Raw genomic sequence first — 26,086 nt, 5'->3', positions numbered from 1 at the left:
TATAAACGTGTCAAATGCTTCAAAATTCGGAAAAGTTGCCGTATTGCTGGGTGGTAAATCTGCAGAGCGTGAGGTTTCGCTAGATAGTGGAACCGCCGTACTTGAGGCATTAATGCGTTCTGGGGTCAATGCAGAAGCGTTTGATCCACAAGAGCGTAGTGTTACCGAACTGGTAAATTATGATCGTGCGTTTGTGGTATTGCATGGTCGTGGCGGTGAAGACGGTCAGATTCAGGGTGCGCTGGAATGGTTGAATATTCCATATACCGGTACAGGCGTACAGGGTTCTGCCATTGGTATGGATAAAGTCAAAACCAAACAGGTTTGGCAGGGTTCAGAATTACCTACTGCGCCATACCGGATCGTGACCAAGAACTCGAATGCGCAAGAAATTGTATCTGCTCTAGATTTGCCGCTGATCATTAAGCCTGTACACGAAGGTTCGAGTATTGGCATGAGTAAAGTTGAAAAAGTAGAAGACTTTGCCGATGCGATTACCAAAGCCACTGAACATGATGCCGTGGTTATGGCAGAGAAATGGATCACAGGCCGTGAATTTACCATTGTAATTCTGAATGGTCAGGCCCTACCTGTCATTCGTCTGCAACCGCCAGAAGATGTGGCTTTCTATGACTATGAAGCTAAATATCAGCGTAATGATGTGGAATATGGCATTCCATGTGGCTTAAGCGAGTCTGAAGAGAAAGAATTGCAAGCCTTGGCTCTACGTGCCTTCCAGGCGGTGGGTGCAAGTGGCTGGGGCCGTATTGATGCAATGCAGGATGAACAGGGTAAGTTCTGGTTACTGGAAGTGAATACTGTTCCAGGTATGACCAGTCATTCTCTGGTACCAAAAGCGGCAGCAGCCGTCGGCTATAGTTTTGATGCGCTCTGTGTAGCGATTCTGGAACAAACATTAAACGGTGCGGCACACTAAGTTATGGCTCAACTCCCAGCAACCATGCGCCGTAAACGTGCTGCGATTACCTCAATTCACGACAAGCCGCCGACACGCAAAGAGAAACTAACCAACCTGGGTGGTTGGGCCTTGTTGTGTGTCGCGCTGGTGGTGCTGGCTTTTGGGATTTTTGGCCTGTATAAGGTGATGACTGATGCTCAGGTAGCAGAGCTGAAAGTGGCAGGAACGCGTACAACAGCTGAAGAGCGCCAGGTCATGCAGTACGTATCACCGATTGTGACTGAAAACTATTTCACTTCGGACCTGGAATCGATTCGTGACCGCGCACTGGAATTGTCCTGGGTGGACCGTGTGGTGGTATCTCGTGCCTGGCCAGACAAGATTCATGTCCGGGTAATGCCGCATCATGCTATTGCCCGATGGGGTACAGGACGACTGCTGAGTGATAGTGGCATTATTTTCACTGAAGTCAGCCCTAAAGATTATTCAGCTTTACCGTTGCTGCATGGACCATCTACTCATGCAAATACCATGATGCGACGTTATAATGAAATCAATCAGTTATTTTTACCACAAGGTATTCGTTTAAAAGAATTATATTTAACTGAACGAATGACGTGGTTTATGCAGTTTGATTCAGGTTTGCGTGTAATTGTCGATAAAGACCAAACCATGAGCAAGTTGCAACGTTTGAGTCATCTGTCCTATAGCGAACTAAAACCGGTATGGTCGAAAATTTCAGCGATCGACCTGCGTTATCGGAATGGATTGGCGATTCAATGGAAAAATTCAATTCCGCCTAAAATTGTAAATGGTCAATTTATTGTAACCATTAATGACACGGGCGTTGAGAATAATGTAACAGTAAAGCCATAATGACCGGCTTTAAAAACTAGAGGCCTTATAAAGCCATAAATCTAACAAACACGTAATGGTAGTAGTTAATAATGAGTGAAGCTGTTCCCTCGGTTGTGGCGATTGACATTGGGACACACAAAGTTTCAGTTTTGATTGGTAAGGTACACGCGCCAGACAATATCCAAGTGATTGGGATGGCGACCGCTCGTAACCGAGGCATGAATAAAGGAAAAATTGTCAGTCTCGATAAAGTCATTACCGCCATTAAAAACGCCGTACAAGAAGCGGAAGATATGGCTGAATGTCGTGTGCATTCTGCGTGGATTTCGATCCCAAGTGCTGAATTAAAAAGCTTTTATGCCTCGGGTCGTACCACAATTGATAATAGTGAACATTCAATTACGACCAGTGAAGTGGTACGGGCACTTGAACTGGCCAAAGCCAGCCATGTCACCTCAGATCATTATCTGGTGAGTGCGGTGCCGTTAGGCTTCGAGCTGGATGATGCACCGGAATGGGTACTCAACCCGATCCGTATGTCGGCACATAGCATGACTGGACATTATCACTTGATGATGTTACCGATCAGCACCATGCAGAATATTGACCGCGCTTTAAAAGGAGCCAATATCGGTGTGGAGAAAATGGTGGTGTCCTGTCTGGCTACCGCTGAAGCCAGCCTACTCAAAGATGAAAAAGAATATGGCGTGTGTCTGGTGGATATCGGTGCGGGAACCACCAATGTCGCTGTTTATCTGGATGGCCGTTTGGCGTTAACCCATACCATTCAGCGTGGCGGTGAACATGTGACCCGTGATATTGCAGCAGTTTTACAGACCACGACAGAAGAAGCAGAACGTCTGAAATTGCTCTATGGCTGTGTTGACCTAAAAGTGGTTAAACCAGAGCATATGATTCAGTTCCAGGGCATTGATGGACCACAAACCATCAGCCGGATTGAACTGACTGAAATTATCATGGCGCGTTATGAAGAAATCATGGGTCTGGTGCGTGATGAACTGGTAAACCACGGTGCAATGCAAGGCCTGTATCATGGTGTGGTACTAACCGGTGATGCCAGTCAGATTGAAGGTATGGTCAGCTTTGTACGCCGTACCTTGGGTGTATCTGCACATCTGGGCAATCCGCCGGTACAGGTCTATGCGGATGAACAGCACCAAGCAGCTTTACGTCGTTCCCAGTACGCAACAGTGGCTGGTTTGCTGATGTTTAGCCAGAGTGATACCCAGGAAACCCTCGTTGAAACTGAAGACGGGGACAAGTTATCAGTGACACAGCGCATTAAACGGGCATGGTCAGGTTTTAACGAAACGTTAAAAGCGATCTTTTAAGCGATTTTTATTGTGAATATTGTTGGGAAGTTGTAGTTAATCGGGCTTGTACTTGACAAGTGCCTGCTTGAGCAGCATTCTTAAAAACAATTTTTATCAAGATTAAGGCAGTATACGGGCTTAGTGACTGCCAATTATGAATTAGGAATTTTATAGGTCATGGCCTCATTTGAATTTTTCGAAGAAGATCATAGCGATAGCAATGGTCAAGCCCGTTTCACTGTATTTGGTGTAGGTGGTGCGGGTGGTAATGCTGTACAGCATATGTTGCAGTCCGATATCCAGGGCGTAAAGTTCGTCTGTGCCAATACAGACAAACAGGCACTGGATCGCATGGAAGCCGAATTTAAAATTCAGCTGGGCGAGCAAAGTACACGTGGTCTGGGTGCTGGAGCAAATCCACAGGTCGGTCAAGCGGCAGCAGAAGAAAGCCGTGAACTGATCCGCCAGCAGCTTGAAGGTACTGATATGGTTTTCGTCACTGCCGGTATGGGTGGTGGTACAGGTACCGGTGCTGCGCCAGTCGTTGCTGAAATTGCTAAAGAAATGGGTATCCTGACTGTTGGTGTGGTGACTACGCCATTCAACTTTGAAGGTAAACGCCGTCTGCAATCCGCCGAAAAGGGAATTGAAGCACTAGAACAGCACGTAGATTCTCTGATCATCATTCCAAACCAGCGTCTATTGAAAGTCTTCCGTGATATTTCAATGAAGGATGCGTATAAAAAAGCGGATGATGTACTGTTGAATGCGGTACGTAGTATTTTCGATTTGGTAGTACGTCCTGGTCACATTAACCTTGACTTCGCCGATCTGAAAACTGCAATGAGTACACGTGGTTATGCCATGATGGGTGTAGGCTTGGGTCGTGGTGAAAACCGTGCACGTCAGGCAGCAGAGCAGGCGATTCGCAGCCCATTACTGGATAACGTCACCATCATGAATGCCAAAGGTATTCTGATTAACGTGACGGGTGGTGATGATGTAACCTTCGGTGAAATTGAAGAAATTACTGATGTTGTAAATCAGATCGTGGATCTAGACGAAGGTCAGGTCTTCTACGGTACAGTATTTGATCCTGATGCTCGTGATGAAATCAGCGTCACGGTGATTGCGACTGGTCTGACTCGCCATGCTGCAGATTCGGTTGAGCCGACTAAACGCGCGAATGTACAGGCAGCACGTCCATCAGCATCACAGGCAGTAGTTGAAGATGATGATGTACCGGCAATTCAGCGTCAGCAAAATGAAGCAGGTGCAGCAGCTAATCCTGCAGCTTCAGTTTCTAGCCCGCGTCCAACGCCAATGAGCATCCAAGATTATCTTAAAAATCAACAGCGTAAGTAATATGTAACAGAATGTGTTTACGATGATTGCACAGAAAAGGTGGCTTTAGAGCCACCTTTTGTTTTTTATCAATGGCCAAATATGCTAACGTATAGCGGTTTTATTGGTGAACAGATGATAAAAAGCATGTTGAAACAACGTACCCTGCAACGTATCGTGAAAGCGAGCGGAATCGGTCTTCATAGTGGGCAGAAGGTTATGATTAACTTTGTGCCACACCACGCCGATGGGGGCATTGTGTTTCGTCGTATTGATCTGGATCCACCTGTCGATATTCCTGCGGATGCCTTATTGATCCAGGAAGCCTTCATGTGTTCGAATCTGGTTCAGTCAAATGCCAAAGTGGGTACGATTGAGCATGTGATGAGCGCCATTGCGGGACTGGGCATTGATAACCTGATTATTGAAGTGTCAGCTTCAGAAGTTCCCATTATGGATGGTAGTGCCGGACCTTTCATTTATCTGCTCATGCAGGGCGGCTTGCAAGAACTAGATGCACCAAAGAAATTTATTAAAATTATTAAACCTGTTGAAGCCCTGATCGATGATAAACGGGCGATTTTCAGCCCACACGACGGCTTTCAGCTAAATTTCACTATTGATTTTGATCACCCTGCCTTTAAAAAAGAACATCAGTCTGCCAGCATCGATTTTTCTACAGAAACCTTCGTTTATGAAGTCAGTGAAGCGCGTACATTCGGCTTTATGAAAGACCTTGACTACTTGAAAGCCAATAATCTGGCTTTGGGTGCAAGCTTGGAAAATGCCATCGGTGTAGATGAAACTGGTGTGGTCAATGAAGAAGGTTTGCGTTTCTCGGATGAGTTTGTACGTCACAAGATTCTGGACGCAGTAGGTGATTTATACCTGCTAGGCCACCAGATCATTGCCAAATTTGATGGTTACAAATCAGGGCATGCTTTGAATAATCAACTATTGCGTAACGTGAAAAGTGACCCAAGCAGCTATGAAATTGTAACATTTGATGACGTAACTCAATGTCCAATTAGTTATGTAACTGTGACATAAGTCCTTGTCTTTGTGTCTTTGTGTTATAACTTAGCTGCATCTAATGTGACACCTGTCACATAAAAACAACATTGGAATTTATTACATCTCATTGCAATGTTACTTTTTATTGCTTGCCAAACGTAGTAAAGCTTGGCTAAGCTTAGGGTCGCTTATAAAGTCAGCAGCACCGCGAAGTAATTCCTGTGTTTCTGGACTCAAGGCTCTTTCAGATTTTTCTGGAACCGGTTGAACAGGGGATGGATTCCTTAAGCAAACCTGGATTTTAGTGAGATCTTTTAATTCGTTTATTTGAGAGAGTTGTGAGATGTATTGCTTTTGAAGATAAGCCAATTGAGAAATCATGGCTTGGTTTTCACCAGTAATCGTTAACACACCATTTTGATAGCAGGCAACTTGCCATTGTTCGGGTTGAGGCAATAGCGGTTGTACGAGTTTCGTAAGCTTCTGCCATGCAGAAACTTGTGATGAGAGAAACGAAAAGTTTCCTGTTTTTATCTGTTTTCTTGTTTTTTGAAAGACGTTGACAGGTTCCGACATACATAATTCCTACATGTTTATGTCTTAATCTTATGCGCTTCTTAAAGTGGATATCAAGGAAGAGATCTTCAAGAAACTCGATTAGCAGTTTAGAGAGGTTTTTTATGCATATGCCTATGCGACGTATCCTATTGGCATTTTCTATTTCGGTTTCAGCTGCTTCAGTAGCTTTTGCAGATTTAGTGGATCTGAATCAACAAGATGCTACACCTGACCGTCTTGAGCAGTTAACACGTACTTTATCGCAGGGTTCTTATACCCATCCTGAAGATATTGATATTCCCGCACAAACTAAATTAAATGTTCAGCTACGCGAAAAGCCGGTTGAACTGAATAATCAGACCATTGCCCAAAAATATGGCAATTCTTCATCCAGCAAAGTTGCATCTTCAAATAACCCTTATTCATGGTTAGTGGCTCATCCATTACCAGACATGAAGCGTGTCAGCTCAAATTTTGGCGGCCGTACCATGGGTGGTCGTGCTGAAAATCACTCAGGCCTAGATCTGGCTGCTGCAAGCGGTACACCGATCTACGCAACTGGTCCTGGTATCGTAACCAAATCGGGTTGGGGTACAGGTTATGGTCAGTATGTCGAAATTAACCATGGTAATGGATACCTTACTCGTTATGCCCATGCTTCACGCTTGATTGCACGTGTGGGAGATCAGGTGCAAGCCGGTGATCATATTGCGAATGTAGGTTGTACAGGTCGTTGTACAGGTCCTCATCTACACTATGAAGTAGTAAAAGACGGTCAACGTAAAAATCCTTCAACTTATTTAGCAATGTTACCTTAAACGTAGCTTTGCTCAAAATAACTGAAATACTTTAATGCGTCTGATACTTGATACTCATAAAATATCAATCAAACCGCTTTTAAGGCAATTAGGCTGAACATTTCTTCCAGGGAGTAGAGAAGGAGGAAGGAGTTCGGTCTAATTGCTTTTAGATATTATATTATCACCGAGAATTATAACTGTCGTATAAAAAATCGCCATCATTGACTTCTTTTTGTTACTTTGTGTAATAAAGTGTCAATGGATATTTAGATAATAAATAGTACTCCAGAACCGCATTCAGCCAGAGCCATACCTGCATAAGCCGTAAATATGATACATATAAGTGATCAATTTGGCTTTCAGGAACTGTAGATTATGGCGTTTTATGGAGATACCGACGCTCAAGAAACCCAAGAATGGCAAGACGCTTTTGACTCCGTTTTGCAGCACATGGGAACCGAGCGCGCCGCCTTTTTACTTGAAAAACTTTATCAACGCGCAATTGCCAAACATGTTCCTATTCAGCGTTTAAATACTCCCTACTTAAACACTATTTCTGTAGAAGAACAACCTGCGATGCCGGGCGACCAGGATATGGAGCGCCGTATTCGCGCGCTGATCCGCTGGAATGCTTTGGCAATGGTGCTTCGCGCAAATAAATCCGGTGATGACCTGGGTGGTCATTTGGCCAGCTTCGCTTCATCTGCCACTTTATATGATGTGGGTTTTAACCATTTCTTCCGTGCCAATAACGACAGCTTCGGTGGCGACCTGATTTACTATCAAGGTCACTGTGCACCGGGGATTTATGCCCGCTCATTTTTAGAAGGCCGCTTAACTGAAGAGCATCTCAATAATTTCCGTCGTGAAGTCGGCGGTAAAGGCCTGCCTTCTTATCCTCATCCTTACCTGATGCCAGACTACTGGCAGTTCCCGACGGTATCGATGGGTCTCGGTCCAATCATGTCGATCTATCAGGCGCATATTCAAAAGTACCTGATGAACCGTGGCCTGATTAAGGAAGAAGACCGTAAAGTCTGGGCCTATCTGGGCGATGGCGAAATGGATGAGCCGGAAAGCTTAGGCGCGATTTCACTGGCGGGTCGTGAGAAGCTGGACAACCTGATCTGGGTGGTGAACTGTAACTTGCAGCGTCTGGATGGTCCGGTACGTGGTAATGGCAAGATCATTCAGGAACTTGAGTCATTATTCCGTGGTGCTGGCTGGCGCGTGATTAAAGTTGTCTGGGGTCGTCATTGGGATCCGCTACTGGATAAAGACAAATCTGGTGCACTCAAAGCGATTATGGAAGAAGCAGTAGATGGTGATTACCAGCGCTACCAGGTGAAAGGTGGTGCCTACGCACGCGCACATTTCTTTGGTAAATATCCAGAAGCAGAAGCTTTGGTCAAAGACCTGAGCGATGAAGATATCGATAATCTGAACCGTGGTGGTCATGATCCATACAAAGTCTTTGCTGCCTATGCAGAAGCGACCAAGGCCAAAGGTCAGCCAACGGTGATTCTGGCGAAAACCGTAAAAGGTTATGGTCTGTCTGATGAAATTGAAGCGGTGAACAAGACGCACCAAATCAAGAAAATGCAGCTGGAATCATTGAAATACGTACGTAATCGTTTCAACTTGCCTTTTACTGATGAACAACTGGAAGAAATTCCATTCTACCGCCCAAGCGAAAACTCGTCTGAAATTAAATATATGAAGGCACGCCGTGAGGCACTGGGTGGTTATCTGCCAGCACGTCGCAAAGAAAGCGAATCTTTACCGATTCCTGAGCTCTCTGTTTTTGATGCTGTGCTTAAAGGTTCAAACGGTAAAGAACAGTCCACCACCATGGTCATGGTTCGCCTCATCTCTGCCTTATTAAAAGAGAAAGCAATCAAGGACCGTGTGGTCCCGATTGTTCCAGATGAAGCACGTACCTTTGGTCTGGAAGGGATGTTCCGTCAATTGGGGATCTATGCAGCGCATGGTCAACAATATACCCCTGAAGATCAGGAACAGTTGATGCATTACCGTGAAGCCAAAGACGGTCACATGCTGCAAGAAGGGATTAACGAAGCCGGTGCAATGAGTGCATGGGCAGCCTTGGCGACCAGTTATTCAACCAATAACTTGCCAATGATCCCGATGTACATGTACTACTCAATGTTCGGCTTCCAGCGTATCGGCGATATTGCCTGGGCAGCAGGTGATGCACAGGCGCAAGGTTTCTTGCTAGGTGCAACCGCTGGCCGTACTACCTTAAATGGTGAGGGCTTGCAGCATCAGGATGGTCATTCACACATTCTGGCCAATACCATTCCGAACTGTGTCTCTTATGACCCGTGCTTTGGCTATGAGCTTGCCGTAATCGTGCATGATGGTCTGCAGCGTATGTATGTAAATCAGGAACGTGTGTTCTATTATCTGACCTTGATGAACGAAAACTACGAACATCCACCAATGCCACAAGGTGCAGAAGAAGGCATCAAGCGTGGTATGTATCTGCTGGAAGAAGACGAAAAGGCGACGGTTCAGTTAATGGGTTCAGGCGTGATTCTGCGTGAAGTCATCAAGGCCGCGAAAATCCTGCGTGAGGAATATCAGATTCATGCCAATGTCTGGAGCGTGACCAGCTTTAACGAACTGGCTCGCGATGGTATGGCATGTGAAGAATATAACCGCCTGCATCCATTGGCTGAAGAAGCGAAAGAGCCATGGGTATCTCAGCAGTTACGTGACAAGGACGGTATTGTGGTATCGGCCACCGATCACATGCGCGCCTATAGTGAACAGATCCGTGCCTATCTTCCAGACAGTCGTCCGTTCGTAGCCTTGGGTACCGATGGTTATGGCCGTTCAGATACACGTGGCAATCTGCGTAGCTACTTTGGTGTCGATGCTGCGCATATTGTCGTGGCAACCCTGAAGAAACTGGCAGATGAAGGTGAAGTCGATGCACGTTTAGTGAAAGACGCGATCTCTAGCTTTGAGTTAGATACTGATCGTCCGGTGGCTTGGGCACCTCAGGCGACTCCTGAATTGCATCCAGTTGCTGACTACAAAGAGGAGAACTAATCATGCAAATTACGACTCCAGATATTGGTGTAGATAAGGCAACTGTGGCAGAAATCCTGGTGAAGGTGGGTGACACCATCGCTGTAGATGAAAGTATTGTGTTGCTGGAATCAGATAAAGCCTCTGTTGAAGTGCCAAGCACTTCAGCAGGTGTAGTTAAAAGCATCCTGATCAATCAGGGTGATGAAGTATCTGAAGGTACTGTCCTGATCGAACTGCAGGCTGAAGATGATGCCGGTACGGTAGAAAGTCAGGAAGCTGATGCTGCTGACAAAACTTCGGAAAATACCCCAACTGAATTGCCTGATGAGGAAATCCTGCAGGAAGTGGCGACACATCAGCCTAAAACCTCTAGCCAAAATGAACAGTCCTCTCAATCGACTTCTACATCTACTGTAGAAGTGAAATTGCCGGATATTGGCGTAGAAAAGGCCTTGGTGGGTGAAATTCTGGTTCAGGTTGGCGATGAAGTTGAAGTTGATCAAAGCCTGGTCGTGGTTGAATCTGATAAAGCGACAGTTGAAGTACCAAGTACAGTTGCTGGTACTGTAGAGGCGATTCATATTCAGGAGGGCGATTCAGTCAAAGAAGGAGTGCTGATTCTGACAGTGAAAACTACAGATTCGGCACCAGCTGCTGAGCAAGCAGCGCCTCAAGCGGAAGAAAAGCCAAAAGCTCAAGCAACACCTGAAGTCAAAACTGAAACAGCACCACAACAGGCGGCATCCCCTGCAGGCGATATTGAAGTAAAAGTACCTGACTTGGGTGTAGACAAGGCAGCTGTAGCAGAAATTCTGGTACAGGTCGGTGATACGGTTGAAAAAGATCAGAGCATCATTGTGGTCGAGTCAGATAAAGCGACAGTAGAAGTGCCAAGCACGACTGCCGGAGTGATTAAGGCGATTCATGTTGAGCTGGGCCAGAATGTTTCTGAAGGCGTGGCACTGATTACGATTGAAGCTGAAGGACAAGCAGCACCTGCTGCTCCAGCGGAAAAATCAGAAGCACCTGCAGCTAAAGCTACGCCTGCACCAGCCGCAGCGCCAAAAGCTGACACTGCTGCTGTGACGCCTGAAATGCATAGTGCAGACAAGCTTAGCAAAGAGCAGAATGCTGCCAATGCCAAAGTTTATGCCGGTCCTGCTGTGCGTAAACTGGCTCGTGAACTGGGTGTGGTATTGGCAGAAGTGAAAGCTTCTGGCCCGCATGAGCGTCTAATGAAAGAAGACCTGTTTGCGTATGTGAAAGATCGTCTGACTGCACCGCAAACAACAGCTGCACCTGCGGCAGCTGCAGCTCCTGCAGGCTTGCCAAAACTGCCTGATTTCAGTGCTTTTGGTGGGGTAGAAGAGAAAGCTTTGACGCGTCTGCAACAGGTTTCGATTCCGCAGTTATCGCTAAATAACTACATCCCACAAGTGACCCAGTTTGATGCAGCAGACATCACTGAGCTGGAAGCTTGGCGTAATGAGCTGAAAGGCAACTTCAAGAAAGAAGGTATTGGCCTGACCATTATGGCTTTCATTATCAAGGCTGTGGCTTATCTGCTTAAAGAAGAGCGCGAGTTTGCCGGTCACCTGTCTGATGATGGTAAATCAGTTTTGCTACGTAATGAGATCCATATGGGCATTGCGGTTGCGACGCCAGATGGCTTGACTGTTCCTGTATTACGTAACCCGGACCAGAAGTCGATTAAGCAGATTGCTATTGAGCTGGGTGAGTTAAGCCAGAAAGCGCGTGACAAGAAATTGTCACCTAAAGATCTGCAAGGGGCGAATTTTACCATTACCAGCTTGGGTTCAATTGGTGGTACAGCATTTACGCCGTTGGTGAACTGGCCACAAGTGGCGATCCTGGGTATTTCTCCAGCAACTATGCAACCGGTATGGAATGGTGAGGGCTTTGATCCACGTCTGATGCTGCCATTGTCGTTATCTTATGATCATCGGGTAATTAATGGCGCAGATGCTGCACGCTTTACCAATAAGCTGACCAAGTTATTAAAGGATATTCGTACGCTCTTGATCTGATTCATGAATGTTTAAAAATAAAGACCCTGCTTCGGCAGGGTTTTTTAATATGACAATTTGTAAATATAAACACGGTTGGCTATAATGAGCGCACTTCATTGGGGAGTAGCCGCCTTTTGCGCAAAGCAGAAGGGTGATGGTCAACATATTTGCTCAACAGGGCATGGTCATCATAGCAAAGAACCAAATGAGCTTCTCGAAGCTTTCTTTTGTTGGCAAGACCTTTGATTTACCACTCTGCAGATATGGCTGGCAGGAGGGGTGAGTCATAGGTATGTAAATTGCTGGCCAGAGAAACACATCATGCTTTCTGCTTTTCTGATCTCATTAGCTGTTGTTGCCTTATCTGAAATGGGCGATAAAACGCAACTGCTTGCTCTATTACTTGCCGCACGTTTTCGTAAACCTGTTCCAATTCTCTTCGCAATCTTTTTGGCGACAGTCGTCAACCATGGCGTTTCCGCAGTCTTAGGTCAATGGATCACCACAGTGCTTAGCCCAACAGTCTTGCTGTGGATTGTATCGCTTGGTTTTATTGCGATGGCGGTGTGGATGTTAATTCCCGATGAATTGGATGATGAATCAGAAAGTATCAATAAATGGCAAAAATATGGGGTATTCGGTGCCACATTTGTGTTGTTTTTCTTGGCAGAAATCGGCGATAAAACTCAAATTGCAACAGTCGCTTTAGCCGCGCGCTTTGACAGTATTGGTTGGGTCACTTTGGGTACTACGATCGGTATTATGTTGGTAAATGCACCAGCGGTATTTATTGGTAATAAATTGGCAGAAAAATTACCAATTTCGCTCATTCATAAAATTGGCGCTTTGGTTTTCTTAATAATTGGTCTGGCAGCATTGGCACAACACTATTTATTTTGAGTGTTAAAGATATCGTAAATCCTGAGCTAATTGCTCGGGATTTTTTGCCTAAAAATGTGACTTAATTAACTGATATTATAGATAATATTGATCTGATTTTTATTGTAAGTTTCTCTAAATAAATATATGTTATTCACCTATAGAATATACATTTTTTACATAAAAATTTTGGGGAATGGGCATGGCTTTTGAACGTACCACATCACAGGTTTTATTCGATGATGGCATCCACAAGTGCATTAGTTTTACCAGCCTGGTAAAAGGTGAAGGCGTTCAGGCCAACCAGTTTTTAATTATTGATAATAACCGTGCGGCAGTACTGGATCCGGGGGGTGACCTGACTTATGTGCCGCTCACCATGGAACTGAACAAGTATACCCGTCTGGCCAATCTGGACTATGTCATGGCCTCGCATCAGGATCCGGACATTATCACTTCGATGCCGCGCTGGTTAGTCTATACCGATGCCAAAGTGGTCGCGTCCAAGCTCTGGGCGCGTTTCTTACCACATCTGAATTCAGCCTTTATGAGTGACCGTATGAAAGGTAACTGGCTGGATCGTCTGGTTGAATTGCCGGATCATGGTCAGATCATTCCACTCGGTCAATCCAGCATTATTGCCATTCCAGCACACTTTTTACATTCAGTCGGTAATTTCCAGTTTTATGACCCGATTGCCAAGATCCTGTTTTCTGGTGATATGGGTGCGTCAATGGTCGAGGATGCTTCAAAGCCACTAGAAAATTTTGCGGCGCACATTCCGAAAATGAAGGGATTTCACCAACGCTACATGTGCAATAACAAGGTGATTCGTTTATGGGTGCAGATGGTACGTACCATGGATGTCGACATGATTGTGCCGCAGCATGGAACACCATTTGTGGGTAAAGAACAGATTAACCAGTTTCTGGACTGGATTGAAACACTGGAATGTGGCACTGATTTAATGGATGAAACTGTTTTTACTTGTCCTGAATAGTTCAAGAAAATTTTAAATTTTTTCTTGAGTAGAAAAACAACATTTTTTATATTTTCCGCCTGCAAAAAATTGTTTTTGATGACGAGAATTTATAAGAAATGTTGTCTCAAGTTCCTACACAAGATGCATGTTTAAGTTGTGGCGCATGTTGCGCCTATTTCAGGGTTTCATTTTATTGGGCAGAGGGGATTCCCATGCCTGAGCACTATACGGAACCTGTTACATCAGTGTATTCGTGTATGGCAGGGACCAATCAGAAAAATCCGCGCTGTATTGCATTACAAGGTACGATTGGTGAACAGGTCAGTTGTGGTATGTATGAGCTACGCAGTACTTCATGTAAGGAAGTACAGGTTGCTGATGTGCAGTGTAATAAAGCCCGCATGGCTCATAATATGATTCCCTTCATCCAGATCGATCGGGATGAAGCCGAGAACGATGATAATTTCGAACGGGTGAGCTAAATCCAAACTCAAGATTTAAAAAGCAGGGTATGGACTCTGCTTTTTATGGGAGAAAAAATTAGTAGGGGATTTTGTAAACCGAATAAATATGATGACCGCTCTGGCATATTTAAATTGTTGATTGAATAGTCAAATTTACAGGTTTAGATATTCGGATTAAATCTAAGTCCAGATTTAGACAAAATAAATTTTGCAATTGCAATGAAATTTAGAGCTAAATTTGTTTATAATAGCGCACGGAAATTACCAGTGAGACTGTTATGTTGACCATCGTTCAAGACGCGTTAACCTTCGATGATGTCCTATTACTCCCTGCCTACTCTACTGTTCTCCCAAAAGATGTCTCTCTAAAGACACGCCTGACTCGCGGCATTAACCTGAATATCCCACTTGTTTCAGCAGCTATGGATACTGTGACTGAGTCACGTATGGCAATTGCGATGGCACAAAATGGCGGTATCGGTATTTTGCACAAGAACATGGATATTGCTGCCCAGGCCGCAGAAGTACGCCGTGTGAAAAAATTTGAAGCCGGTATGGTGAAAGATCCGATCACAGTTACCCCAGAAACTACAGTACGTGAACTGATCGCTGTGACTCAAGCGAATAACATCAGCGGTGTGCCCGTAGTTAAAGACGGTAAAGTGGTGGGTATCGTGACAGGCCGTGATACACGCTTTGAAACCAATCTGGAACAGCCGGTCAGTAATATCATGACAGGCCAAGACCGTCTGGTGACTGTGCGTGAAGGCGAATCGAAAGAAAACATTCAGGCCTTATTGCAAAAAAACCGTATTGAAAAAGTGATCGTTGTTGGAGAAAACAACGAATTAAAAGGCTTGATCACGGTGACTGATTTCCGTAAAGCGGAACTTTATCCAAATAGCTGTAAAGATGATTTAGGTCGTCTACGTGTAGGTGCAGCAGTCGGTACTGGCGCTGAAACACCAAGCCGTGTAGAAGCACTGGTTGATGCTGGTGTAGATGTGATTGTTGTGGACACTGCACATGGTCACTCTGCGGGTGTGATCGAGCGTGTACGCTGGGTGAAACAGAACTACCCACAAGTTCAAGTGATCGGCGGTAACATCGCCACTGGTGATGCTGCGCTTGCATTACTTGATGCGGGTGCGGACGCAGTGAAAGTAGGGATCGGTCCTGGCTCAATCTGTACGACTCGTATCGTGGCTGGTATTGGTATGCCACAAATCTCTGCAATTGATTCTGTTGCGCGTGCCTTGAAAGAGCAGATTCCATTAATTGCTGATGGTGGTATCCGTTTCTCTGGTGATATGGCAAAAGCGATTGGCGCTGGTGCAAGCACCATCATGGTGGGTTCATTAATGGCGGGTACTGAAGAAGCACCAGGCGAAGTTGAATTCTTCCAGGGTCGTTACTACAAAGCTTACCGTGGTATGGGTTCTTTGGGTGCGATGGCTGGTGCGACTGGCTCTGCTGACCGTTACTTCCAGGACTCTAAAGCCGGTGCTGAAAAACTGGTTCCTGAAGGTATTGAAGGTCGCGTACCGTACAAAGGTCCAATGGGCAATATCGTGCATCAGATGATGGGCGGTCTGCGTTCTTCTATGGGCTATACCGGTTCTGCAACCATTGATGATCTGCGTCAAAATGCCAAGTTTGTGAAAATCACATCTGCCGGTATGTCTGAGTCTCACGTGCATGATGTAACCATCACCAAAGAAGCGCCAAACTATCGTATGGGCTAACTTTCGCTGATTGTTTACTCTAAAAAAGCCGTCATACTCATGACGGCTTTTTTGTTTTGGTGTACAGTGTTGCACAATGAAAAAGGATGATGTAAATCACCCGCTAAGAAGTGAGACAAAGCATGAGTTATTTTGGTACCGATGGTATTCGTGGAAAATTTGGTGAGTTACCGATTACACCTGAATTTGCCCTGAAATTAGGTTTTGCGGCAGGAAAAGTATTAAAACGAAATAGCAAAAAAAACAAGCCATTGGTGGTACTGGGTAAAGATACCCGTTTATCGGGTTATATTCTGGAATCTGCGCTACAGGCAGGCCTGAACGCAGCAGGTGTTTATGTACATTTACTGGGTCCATTACCGACTCCTGCAATTGCCCATTTGACCCGTGCTTTGCATGCCAGCCTCGGCATTGTCATTTCTGCGTCACATAACCCATATTTTGATAACGGGATTAAGTTTTTCTCGAGTGAAGGCAAAAAACTGCCTGATGCTTTGCAGGATGAGATCAACCAGGAGCTGGAAAAAGAACTGGTGATCGAAGATAACGCGAACTTGGGTAAAAGTTTCCGCGTGAAAGATGCCAATGGCCGTTATATCGAATTCTGTAAATCAACCTTCCCATACCATTTAGACCTGAATGATTTAACCATTGTTGTTGACTGTGCCAATGGTGCAGCTTACAGCGTTGGCCCTGCGGTTTTCCGTGAGTTGGGTGCAAAAGTCATTTCCATCTATGACGAACCGACTGGTCTGAATATCAATGAGAACTGTGGTTCGACTCATCCAGAAAATCTGCAAAAAGCAGTGGTTGAGCATGGAGCTGATTTAGGCATAGCCTTCGATGGTGATGCAGACCGTGTGATCATGGTCGATAAAAATGGTGAGCAAATTACCGGCGATCATATTTTGTATATCCTCGCGACTCAGGCAAAAAACAAGCCGGCGGGTATCGTCGGTACCTTGATGAGCAATATGGCGCTGGAACTGGCACTGGAAAAAGCCGGAGTAGAGCTGCTACGTGCTAAAGTCGGTGACCGTTATGTACTGCAAGGTCTGGAAGAAAAAGGCTGGTCGATTGGTGGTGAGCCATCAGGCCATATCCTGACTTTAGACAAGAGCACCACAGGCGATGCGATTATTGCTGCGCTGCAAGTCTTAACCGTGATAGTCGAGCAGAAGAAAGCACTGCACGAGTTAGTGGCTGATTTTAAATTATTGCCAAATGTCTTGGTGAATGTACGTCTGAATACCATGTTTGACCCGTACTCAGTGCCTGCTTTGACTGCAGAATTTAACAAAGCTGAAGAGCAGCTCAAAGGCCGTGGCCGTTTACTGATCCGTAAATCAGGGACTGAACCGGTGATCCGTGTCATGGTTGAGGGTGAGGATCTTGCAGAGGTGACCACACTGGCAAATTCATTGGCTGATGCGGTACGTGCCAACGCCGCTTAAATGGGGGAAGAGTAAATGAGCGATCTGATTAAGGATCTAAGCGAACTGCGTCTGAACTATCAAAAAGGCGAGCTACACGAAGATCAGGTCAATCCCAACCCGCATATGCAGTTTTTGCAGTGGTTTAACCATGCACTTGCTGCACAGCTGCATGAACCCTATGCCATGTCATTGGCAACCGCAAATGCACAGGGTCGTCCGCATGTGCGCACAGTGTTGCTGCGTGGTGCCACTGAAGCGGGTTATGATTTCTATACCAATTATGATAGTCAGAAAGGTCTGGATCTGGCCGAAAACCCGTATGCAGAATTACTGTTTTACTGGCAGGAACAGGAACGTCAGATCCGGATTAGCGGAAAGGTAGTTAAAATTTCGGAAGAAGAATCAACTGACTATTATCATAAACGTCCACGTGAAAGTCAGATCGCTGCTCATATCAGTACCCCGCAAAGCGGTATGGTTGCGAGTCGTGAAGAACTACAGCAACGTTTCTGGGATCTGCATCAGCAGGTCGCCAATCAGGAAGAGCTGGATAAACCGGGATTTTGGGGCGGCTATCGTTTGCAGCCAGATTATTATGAATTCTGGCAGGGCCGTCCAAACCGTTTACATGACCGCCTGAGTTATGAAAAAATCGATGGGGCGTGGAAACTACAACGATTGATGCCATAACAATGCCTAAACTTGAAATCAAGCAAAGACCTTTACTGACACGCCCTGAATCTTTTCAGGGCGTGCCTTCATTTGTAGCTGATATTCTGGCACGCCGTGGTGTGGAATCTGAACAGGAGCTGGAGCTTAAACTCAAGCATCTGTTGGCTCCGACCATGAAAGGCTTGCCGGAAGCAATTCAGCTAATTGATCAGGCTATAGATACTGGCCAGAAAATCGTAATTGTCGGTGACTATGATGCTGATGGGGCGACCAGTACAACACTGATGGTTTTAGCCCTGCGTGATATGGGTGCCCATGTTGAGTATCTGGTTCCTGATAGGTTTAAGTATGGTTATGGCCTGACACCTGCGATTGCAGATCTGGCTTTTGCCAATTTTACGCCGGATCTTTTAATTACGGTGGATAACGGGATTTCCAGTCATGAAGGTGTGAAGCAGGCGCAGGATCATGGTATGCAGGTGATTATTACCGATCACCACTTAACCACCAAGCCTACACCTGCAGCAGAAGCTGTAGTCAATCCCAATCAGTTAGGTTGTGATTTTCCAAGTAAGGCCTTGGCGGGAGTGGGGGTAGCTTTTTATGTCTTGGCGAATCTATCGACTCATCGTAAAAAGCTCGGTAAATCTTCAACGGTTATTACCAATTATCTGGATCTAGTGGCTTTAGGCACTTATGCAGATGTTGCAAGTCTGGACTATAACAACCGTATTCTGGTGGATGCTGGCTTAAAACGGATTCAGCAGCATCTTTGCCGACCTGGTATCAGTGCTTTGCTGGAAATTGCTGGTCGTGATGCTGCCACGCTCAAAGCGCAGGATCTGGGTTTTGTACTTGGTCCACGTATTAATGCAGCGGGTCGTATGGAAACCATGGATATCGGGATTGAGTGTTTGCTCGCTCTGGATCTGGCAACCGCTTATCCACTCGCAGAACAGCTGAATAAACTGAATGTCGAACGTCGTCAGGTAGAAAGCAAAATCAAGCAGGAAGCTTTGACTGAACTGGAAAAAATCCAGCTGGATGAGAATACTTTGCCTGCCGCACTGATCATGTTTGAACAGCACTGGCATCAGGGTGTGATCGGGATTGTAGCGGGGCGTTTAAAAGAACAGTTCCATCGTCCAAGTATAGTCTTTGCTGCTGATGAAGATGGTATTCATATCAAAGGTTCAGCACGTTCCATTGAAGGGATTCATATCCGGGATAGCATTGAACGGATAGCAGAGCAGTATCCGCATCTGGTCAGCCATTTCGGTGGACATGCGGCCGCAGCGGGATTAACCATTAAAAAGCAGCATTTTGCTGAATTTAAAAAGGTGTTTGAACAGCTAATTGCAGAGATGGATGAAAGCCTATTTACCGCTACGCTGTGGACGGATGGGGAACTACCGGCATCAGCTTTCCAAATTGAAACGGTGGATTTACTGCAAAACTTAAGTCCATGGGGACAAAAGTTTCCTCAGCCGATTTTTGAAGGCGTCTTTAAGATTCTGGATTACCGCTGGCTCAAGGAGGTACATCTGAAATTGCGTGTTGCTTTAGAGAATGGGCAGGTTGTGGATGCGATTGCCTTTAGTGCTATCGATAAATACAAATTTGATCCAATGAAGCAGCATGTACGTCTGGTCTATGAACTGGATAAAAATGTCTTTAATGGCAATGTCAGCCTACAAATGCGAATTATTCATTTAGAACAATAGGCCAAAAAAAACCGCTCGAGTGAGCGGTTTTTTTGCTTTTAATCGGAGAGATTAGAAGCGGTATGCACCACGTATGCCAAAGATATCAGCATTATCAGCAAAATTAATCGAACCTTCTAAGCTAACTTGTTGGTTAAAGAATTTCTTGGCACGGATAGTAAAAACATCATTACCTTCTAGATCAGAGTCAGAGAATCCTAAGCCAACACTGAAAGTTTTATCGAGATATAAATCCGCGCCTAGGTTGTAAGTATCGATATCACCGAAACTTGCACCACCTTCGAAGTTCATATCGTATTGACCGACTTGTGTTACATATTTGGCACGTAAAGTTGGATCTACATCATCGCCTGCGTCATTGTCATAACCAGCTAGGCCAACAGCCAGTAATAGACCAGGAACCGGTAAATAACCTAATTCTGCTGAATAAAAAGTTGTATCTCCATCGGCAAAACCGGAATCGCGGTTGATGTTACCGATAGTGCCACTTACATAGAAATCAGAGTTCGCTACAAAGTACTCAACACCTACTCCAAATGTCGTTTCATCATATAAATCGTAATCAATATAAGAAACCGCTGCATTGATATTGCTTGCACGATTTAAAAATGCTGCTTCATTAAGAGGCGAGTTCTTAACTTGAACTGGATTGAAGTAGTAAGTTCCATCAATTGCGAAACCAGTAGAAGTATCCCCATTGTCTGGATCAACCAGAGCAATCGTACCGCCTACTTCAGCTTGATAAGCGTGAGCAGTTCCTAGGCTAGCAATAAGTGCTGTAGCAAGAGTAAGTTTCTTAAGCATTTAGAGTTCTCTCTTTATTATAAAATATGGCTGTTTTATTAACAGTTGTAACAAATTGTACAGATGATAATCGCCCCGTCAATGTGCAAAAACTACCTAAATGCTTGTTTAAAGTGCAATAAAAAACCCATCCGAAGATGGGTTTCTTTATAATGAAATTTCTTAGTTTGGATTAGAAGCGGTATTTCGCTGCTACACCAAAGGTATTGTAGTCATTGTTAAACTGTTCGCCAAAGCCGACACGGCCTTCTAAGCTCACTTGCTGGTTAATGAACTTACGTGCATTGATACCAAATTCGCTCTTGTCGGTAATATCATTGTTGTGATAATCAGCACCGACACTCAAGGTTTTGTCGATGAAATAATCTGCTGCCAGATTGTATTCATCTAGATCACCAAATGCTGCACCTGCTTCCAGGTTGATGTCTTTACCGTTGCTAAGTGTAGTTACATATTTAGCACGCAATGTTGGATCTACGCCATCATCATCGTCATTATCCCAACCTTTCACACCCGCCGCAATCAATAGACCTGGCGCTGGCAGATAACCAACTTCAGCTGCATAAGTGGTTAAATCATTTTCTAGATCATCATTGTCTTGCAGATCGTGACCATTGACGTTACCGCTTAGGTAGAAGTCAGAATTGGGTACGAAGTACTCTGCACCTACGCCATAACGATGCGCTTCAGAATCACCAATTTCATTGTACTGATATTCGGCTTTTACATTGCTTGCACGGTCAAGGAATGCTGCTTCTGCTAATGGTGCATTACGTGTTTGAACTGGATTGAAGTAATATGTACCATCAACGCCGAAAGAACCACTAGTTCCACCGTTGTCAGGATCAACCACTCCTGCTGATGCACCAATTTCTGCTTGGTAAGCATGTGCTGCTGTACCAGTCATTGCTATTGCTGAAAGTAGTGCCGAAGTAATCGCTAATTTTTTCATGGTTACTACCCCTCAAATCATGAGTTAAAAACATTACACTTTTTGTTACAACTTTCAGTCTAGACCAATTCCAATAATCGTCAATCAAAGGAAAGTTACAGTAATGTGAATAGCGTAATCTTGTGTAATTTTTGCTAAACAAGTGACTGAATAATAAAATTAAATTTATAATGTAGTGTTTTATTAAAAGTGTGTAGATATTGTGGAATCTATTGAATTTGCTGATTTTTTATACAGCACACTAAGAAATCCTAGATTATAAAATCAATTGCAAAATTATATTTCGGTCATAAAAATGAGGCTAAAAAGCCGATAAAAATTTCGGATAAAAAGACGCAAAAGAGCTTATGAAATGTTGAAAATTGGATGAGGGAAATACAGGTCTAAATACTCAAGACATTCGAGCCTTAGACTGAATGGATCGTTAAAATAGCGGAAATAGACTGTGATATAATATTGACCTAAGAATTTATACCTAATTTTGATTGAGAGAAATTCACGTGGAAATTAATCCGTATCTAAACCAATTAAAAGACTTAAACGAACGTGGTCAAACACTACGGGGGTATCTTTGACTACGATCTGAAAAAAGAGCGTTTAGAAGAAGTCCTGCGTGAATTAGAAGACCCGGCAATCTGGAATGACCAGAGTCGTGCTCAGGCCATGGCCAAAGAAAAAGGCGAGCTTGAGAATGTACTCAATGTACTGGACGGCTTAACCACCCAGCTTGAAGATGCCCAGGCAATGCTTGACCTTGCGGTTGAAGCAGATGAAGAGGCCATGCTTGAAGATGTGCAGGCTGAGCTGAATGCGGCTGAAGAAGAACTGGCGAAGCTTGAGTTCCGTCGTATGTTCAGCAACCCGATGGATCCAAACCCTTGCTATGTAGAAATTCAGGCAGGTTCAGGCGGTACCGAAGCACAGGACTGGGCGTCTATGCTGCTACGTATGTACATGCGCTGGATCGAACGTCATGGTTTTAAAGCTGAATTAATGGAAGAATCTGACGGGGATGTCGCCGGGATTAAATCCGCGACGATTCGTGTCGAAGGTGAGTATGCCTATGGCTGGTTACGTACCGAATCTGGGGTACACCGTTTAGTACGTAAATCACCATTTGACTCGGGCAACCGTCGTCATACGTCATTCTCTGCCGTGTTTGTCTCACCTGAAGTGGATGACAATATTGAAATTGAAATCAATCCTTCAGATGTCCGTACCGATACCTACCGTGCGTCAGGCGCGGGTGGTCAGCACATTAACAAAACTGACTCTGCAGTGCGTTTAACCCATATTCCAACCGGTATTGTGGTGGCATGTCAGAACCAGCGTTCACAACATGCCAACCGTGACCATGCCTGGAAGCAATTACGTGCCAAGCTATATGAGCTGGAAATGAATAAACGTAATGAAGCTGCACAGGCATTGGAAGATTCCAAGTCTGATATCGGTTGGGGTAGCCAGATCCGTTCTTATGTCCTTGATGACTCACGTATCAAGGATTTGCGTACAGGGGTAGAAACCTCCAATACTGGCGCAGTTCTGGACGGTGATCTGGACAAATTTATCGAAGCAAGCCTGAAACAGGGCCTGTAAGAAATCGTTTAAAAGCTGGCGTAACAAAGCTTTAACAGACTGTGACTCTTATATCTAAATTATTCGATATATAAATCGAAAAAATACGATATAATGGTCGCAGATGCTGAATGAAGTTTCGTTGCGCCACTGATTGTGATGTGCCTATGGACCTTGATCTAATTTTTAAAGCCTTAGCCAATCCGACCCGTCGACAAATTCTGGAGTGGTTAAAATCTCCGGAGCAATATCTGTCTGCGGAAGAGTGTGGTGGCTTTCAACGTGGGGTCTGTGCAGGTCAAATTGAATGTTTGGGCCAGGTTTCCCAGTCCACCATGTCCAATCACCTGTCGGTATTACAGCAGGCTGGCCTGATCACTGCGACCAAGCATGGACAGTGGTCATATTTCTCCCGCAATGAAACTTTGATTCAGCAATTTATCGAACACCTACAACAACACCTTTAACAGGTGGGAGTAACGATGGCTGAATTAAATTCTCCTTTAACGCTCGGTGCGTTAGAGCTTAAAAACCGTGTCATCATGGCGCCGCTGACCCGTAGCCGCGCAACTGCTGATCGCGTTCCAACCCCAATGATGGTTGAATACTATGCGCAACGTGCAAGTGCTGGCCTGATCATTTCTGAAGCTACAGTGATTTCTGAAGAAGCCAATGGCTATTTAAATACTCCAGGACTGTTTACCGATGCTCAGGTCGAAGGCTGGAAAAAGGTCACTCAAGCGGTTCATGAGAAGGGCGGTTTAATCATTGCCCAGCTTTGGCATGTTGGCCGTGTATCGCATCCGGATCTGTTAAATGGTGAAACACCAGTCTCTGCAAGTGCAGTACAACAGGCGGGTCATGTCAGCTTGTTACGTCCAAAACGTCCATACGTTACGCCGCGTCCTTTGGAAGTTTCTGAAATTCACACGATTACCGAGCAATACAAGCAAGCTGCGATTCGTGCTAAAGACGCCGGTTTTGATGGTGTTGAATTACATGCTGCCAATGGTTATCTGATTGATCAGTTCCTGCAAAGTAAAACCAATCAGCGTGAAGATGAATACGGTGGTTCAGTGGAAAACCGTACACGGTTCCTGCTAGAAGCAACTGATGCACTGATTGAAGTATGGGGTGCGGATCGTGTAGGGGTGCATTTTGCGCCGCGTGGCGATGACCATGACATGGGTGATAATGATCCACGTGAAACATTTGGCTATGCCATGGAGCAGCTGGGCAAGCGCAAGATTGCCTTCTTCTTTACTCGTGAATATCTGGCTGAAGACAGTATTTCTGAATATATGAAAGAGCGTTCAGGTGGAGTACCTTATATTGCTAATATGCAACTGAGTCGTGAAGATGCGATTGAGCTACTGGCAGCTGAAAAGGCAGATGCAGTCGCATTTGGTAAAGCCTACATTGCGAATCCTGATCTATACGAGCGTCTGCTTCAGAATGCACCGCTTAATGAGCTGAAAATGGAAAATATGATCGGTAGTCAGGTGGCTGAAGGTTATATTGATTATCCAACTTTGGCAGAAGTTAAGGTATTAAGCACCATAGAATAATTCGAAATAAGAGCCACATCGATTAACATGTCGATGTGGCTCTGTTATATTTTGCCGATTGAATCTGTTTTGGGGCGCAATGTGGCTACTCCATTCTGGTATAACGCAGCCTTGGCGCTAGCGAAACCGCTTTATCAATCCCGTATACGTAAACGTGCGACCAGTCCGGAACAATTACAACAAGAACTGCTGGAACGTTTTGGTCCTTTCCAGTCCCCTAAAAACCTGCAGTCGATCTGGTTTCATGTGGTATCCGTAGGGGAAACCAATGCTGCACAACCTTTAATTGAGCATTATTTAAAATTTGGGCATCCGGTTCTAGTGACCAATACCACCAAGACCGGGCAGGCACGTGCCAAATCTCTCTTCTTGAAAGAACCTTATTTAGATTTATTCCAGGCTGTATATTTACCAGCTGACCAGAAAACCCTGATTCGTGATTTTTATCAAAAATATCAGCCTAAATTGCTGTTATTGATGGAGACCGAGCTCTGGCCAAATCTGATTGATCAGGCAGCGAATTTTAATGTGCCTTGCCTATTACTGAATGCCCGTCTTTCTGAAAAATCCGCCAAAGGCTATGGCAAAGTCAAAGGCCTAACCCGTGGCATGCTTAAGAATTTAACGGCTCTTTTGGCTCAGGATACAGCAACCCAGCAGCGTTATATTGACCTAGGTATCGCTTCAGAAAAAACTCAGGTCTTGGGCAATATCAAGTTTGATATCATGGCACCCCGGCAATTTATTGATCATGCGGCAGGGTTGAGACAGGAATGGTCTTTGCAAGGCCGGAAGATTATTACTCTCGCCAGTACGCATGCACCTGAAGAACAGCAATTGATGTCTGAGCTTAAAGCTGCGTTAGATGCAAATCCAGCATTAGTTTGTATCGTGGTGCCACGCCATCCGGAACGTTTCGATGAGGTGTTCCAAGCTGCACAGTCCTTAGGTTTAAGGACCCAGCGCCGTAGCTTGGGACAGCGCATTGAAGCTGATACTCAGGTTTATCTGGCGGATTCTATGGGCGAGATGTGGCTCTGGCATGCCTTGAGCCAAGCCTGTTATGTTGGTGGTTCTCTAAATGAACCAGGTGGTGGGCATAATATTCTGGAGCCGATTGCGCTAAATGTTCCAACGATTCTGGGTAAAAACTATTTTAACTTTCAGACAATTGTAGATGAGTTTGCGCAGGCGCATGCGGTAGAAGTGGTGCAGGATGCCACGCAGGCGGCTGAGACTTTACTAGAGATTTTGAATAATTCAGCTAAAGCTGAAAGCTTGAATATTGCTGCTCAAAAGATGATGCAGCAAAATCAGGGTTCACTTGAAAAGCATATTCAGGTGATTGATCAATATCTTTGATTATAT

Annotated in this window: 22 protein-coding genes and 1 riboswitch; of the genes, 19 read left to right on the top strand and 3 right to left on the bottom strand. The window is 44.9% G+C overall.

All coding sequences use genetic code 11. The features are described from left to right. Positions 1 to 7: 7 nt before the first annotated feature. From RJ01_RS04945 to lpxC, 5 genes are all read left to right on the top strand, one after another. A complete protein-coding gene (locus tag RJ01_RS04945) occupies positions 8 to 937 on the top strand; it encodes a D-alanine--D-alanine ligase (RefSeq protein WP_034170251.1) in 930 nt (309 codons plus the stop codon). Between the two features lie 3 nt (positions 938 to 940). Next, on the top strand, positions 941 to 1,795 hold the full coding sequence (locus tag RJ01_RS04940; RefSeq protein ID WP_034170250.1) for a cell division protein FtsQ/DivIB: 855 nt from the start codon (positions 941 to 943) through the stop codon (positions 1,793 to 1,795). Between the two features lie 71 nt (positions 1,796 to 1,866). Next, positions 1,867 to 3,129, top strand: coding sequence for a cell division protein FtsA (gene ftsA / locus RJ01_RS04935; RefSeq protein WP_034170249.1), 1,263 nt, complete (start codon positions 1,867 to 1,869; stop codon positions 3,127 to 3,129). Between the two features lie 159 nt (positions 3,130 to 3,288). Then, positions 3,289 to 4,476: a cell division protein FtsZ gene (gene ftsZ / locus RJ01_RS04930; protein WP_034170248.1), complete on the top strand. Its 1,188-nt coding sequence runs from the start codon at positions 3,289 to 3,291 to the stop codon at positions 4,474 to 4,476. A 126-nt stretch (positions 4,477 to 4,602) separates the two neighbouring features. After that, the gene (gene lpxC / locus RJ01_RS04925; RefSeq protein ID WP_034170289.1) at positions 4,603 to 5,505 is read left to right on the top strand and encodes a UDP-3-O-acyl-N-acetylglucosamine deacetylase; all 903 of its coding nucleotides are present in this window, start codon (positions 4,603 to 4,605) and stop codon (positions 5,503 to 5,505) included. Between the two features lie 99 nt (positions 5,506 to 5,604). Here lpxC and RJ01_RS04920 read toward each other — a convergent pair whose 3' ends face one another. Then, positions 5,605 to 6,045 carry a DciA family protein gene (locus RJ01_RS04920; RefSeq protein ID WP_004781492.1) on the bottom strand — a complete coding sequence of 147 codons (441 nt, stop codon included), beginning with the start codon at positions 6,043 to 6,045 and terminating at the stop codon, positions 5,605 to 5,607. A gap of 110 nt (positions 6,046 to 6,155) precedes the next feature. Between RJ01_RS04920 and RJ01_RS04915 the strand changes: the two genes are divergently transcribed. The 10 genes from RJ01_RS04915 to recJ all read left to right on the top strand — a co-directional run bounded on the left by RJ01_RS04915 (position 6,156) and on the right by recJ (position 19,819). Then, on the top strand, positions 6,156 to 6,845 hold the full coding sequence (locus RJ01_RS04915) for a M23 family metallopeptidase (RefSeq protein ID WP_034170247.1): 690 nt from the start codon (positions 6,156 to 6,158) through the stop codon (positions 6,843 to 6,845). A 357-nt stretch (positions 6,846 to 7,202) separates the two neighbouring features. After that, positions 7,203 to 9,905 carry a pyruvate dehydrogenase (acetyl-transferring), homodimeric type gene (gene aceE / locus RJ01_RS04910; RefSeq protein ID WP_034170246.1) on the top strand — a complete coding sequence of 901 codons (2,703 nt, stop codon included), beginning with the start codon at positions 7,203 to 7,205 and terminating at the stop codon, positions 9,903 to 9,905. A gap of 2 nt (positions 9,906 to 9,907) precedes the next feature. Continuing rightward, complete coding sequence (locus RJ01_RS04905; protein WP_034170245.1) at positions 9,908 to 11,935, top strand: 2-oxo acid dehydrogenase subunit E2; 2,028 nt, start codon at positions 9,908 to 9,910, stop codon at positions 11,933 to 11,935. Between the two features lie 88 nt (positions 11,936 to 12,023). After that, a riboswitch (yybP-ykoY riboswitch) is annotated at positions 12,024 to 12,221 on the top strand. 17 nt (positions 12,222 to 12,238) lie between these two features. Next, a complete protein-coding gene (locus RJ01_RS04900) occupies positions 12,239 to 12,817 on the top strand; it encodes a TMEM165/GDT1 family protein (RefSeq protein WP_004781499.1) in 579 nt (192 codons plus the stop codon). Between the two features lie 181 nt (positions 12,818 to 12,998). Continuing rightward, complete coding sequence (locus tag RJ01_RS04895; protein ID WP_034170244.1) at positions 12,999 to 13,796, top strand: MBL fold metallo-hydrolase; 798 nt, start codon at positions 12,999 to 13,001, stop codon at positions 13,794 to 13,796. A 98-nt stretch (positions 13,797 to 13,894) separates the two neighbouring features. Beyond that, positions 13,895 to 14,260, top strand: coding sequence for a YkgJ family cysteine cluster protein (locus RJ01_RS04890; RefSeq protein ID WP_081402643.1), 366 nt, complete (start codon positions 13,895 to 13,897; stop codon positions 14,258 to 14,260). A 260-nt stretch (positions 14,261 to 14,520) separates the two neighbouring features. Further along, the gene (guaB, locus tag RJ01_RS04885) at positions 14,521 to 15,987 is read left to right on the top strand and encodes an IMP dehydrogenase (RefSeq protein ID WP_034170242.1); all 1,467 of its coding nucleotides are present in this window, start codon (positions 14,521 to 14,523) and stop codon (positions 15,985 to 15,987) included. 122 nt (positions 15,988 to 16,109) lie between these two features. After that, positions 16,110 to 17,441, top strand: coding sequence for a phosphoglucosamine mutase (glmM, locus tag RJ01_RS04880; protein ID WP_034170241.1), 1,332 nt, complete (start codon positions 16,110 to 16,112; stop codon positions 17,439 to 17,441). Positions 17,442 to 17,456: 15 nt separating this feature from the next. Next, on the top strand, positions 17,457 to 18,113 hold the full coding sequence (gene pdxH, locus RJ01_RS04875; RefSeq protein ID WP_004781507.1) for a pyridoxamine 5'-phosphate oxidase: 657 nt from the start codon (positions 17,457 to 17,459) through the stop codon (positions 18,111 to 18,113). A 2-nt stretch (positions 18,114 to 18,115) separates the two neighbouring features. Next, complete coding sequence (recJ, locus tag RJ01_RS04870) at positions 18,116 to 19,819, top strand: single-stranded-DNA-specific exonuclease RecJ (protein ID WP_034170240.1); 1,704 nt, start codon at positions 18,116 to 18,118, stop codon at positions 19,817 to 19,819. 51 nt (positions 19,820 to 19,870) lie between these two features. Here the strand turns inward: recJ and RJ01_RS04865 are convergent, their stop codons facing one another. Beyond that, positions 19,871 to 20,623 carry a putative porin gene (locus RJ01_RS04865; RefSeq protein ID WP_034170239.1) on the bottom strand — a complete coding sequence of 251 codons (753 nt, stop codon included), beginning with the start codon at positions 20,621 to 20,623 and terminating at the stop codon, positions 19,871 to 19,873. Between the two features lie 172 nt (positions 20,624 to 20,795). After that, entirely contained in the window at positions 20,796 to 21,575 is a 780-nt protein-coding gene (locus tag RJ01_RS04860; RefSeq protein WP_034170238.1) for a putative porin, read from the bottom strand. 500 nt (positions 21,576 to 22,075) lie between these two features. On the opposite strand from RJ01_RS04860, the gene prfB reads away from it, so the two are divergent. The 4 genes from prfB (at position 22,076) to RJ01_RS04840 (ending at position 26,080) form a co-directional block, all read left to right on the top strand. Next, positions 22,076 to 23,171, top strand: a protein-coding gene (gene prfB, locus RJ01_RS04855) for a peptide chain release factor 2 (protein ID WP_122959107.1) whose coding sequence is annotated in 2 segments (ribosomal slippage) — positions 22,076 to 22,147 and positions 22,149 to 23,171 — 1,095 coding nt in all. Because the reading frame shifts where the segments join, the coding sequence is not laid out codon by codon here. A gap of 146 nt (positions 23,172 to 23,317) precedes the next feature. Then, on the top strand, positions 23,318 to 23,617 hold the full coding sequence (locus RJ01_RS04850) for a helix-turn-helix transcriptional regulator (protein WP_034170237.1): 300 nt from the start codon (positions 23,318 to 23,320) through the stop codon (positions 23,615 to 23,617). A 15-nt stretch (positions 23,618 to 23,632) separates the two neighbouring features. Continuing rightward, complete coding sequence (locus tag RJ01_RS04845) at positions 23,633 to 24,718, top strand: alkene reductase (protein WP_004781517.1); 1,086 nt, start codon at positions 23,633 to 23,635, stop codon at positions 24,716 to 24,718. An 81-nt stretch (positions 24,719 to 24,799) separates the two neighbouring features. Further along, a complete protein-coding gene (locus RJ01_RS04840) occupies positions 24,800 to 26,080 on the top strand; it encodes a 3-deoxy-D-manno-octulosonic acid transferase (protein ID WP_034170288.1) in 1,281 nt (426 codons plus the stop codon). The last annotated feature ends 6 nt before the right edge of the window (positions 26,081 to 26,086 follow it).

It is taken from the genome of Acinetobacter sp. YZS-X1-1 (assembly GCF_000804305.1).
GTDB classification, from domain to species: domain Bacteria; phylum Pseudomonadota; class Gammaproteobacteria; order Pseudomonadales; family Moraxellaceae; genus Acinetobacter; species Acinetobacter variabilis.
The sequence above is the reverse complement of the archived record's forward strand: the minus strand, read 5'-3'. Positions and strand labels throughout refer to the sequence as shown.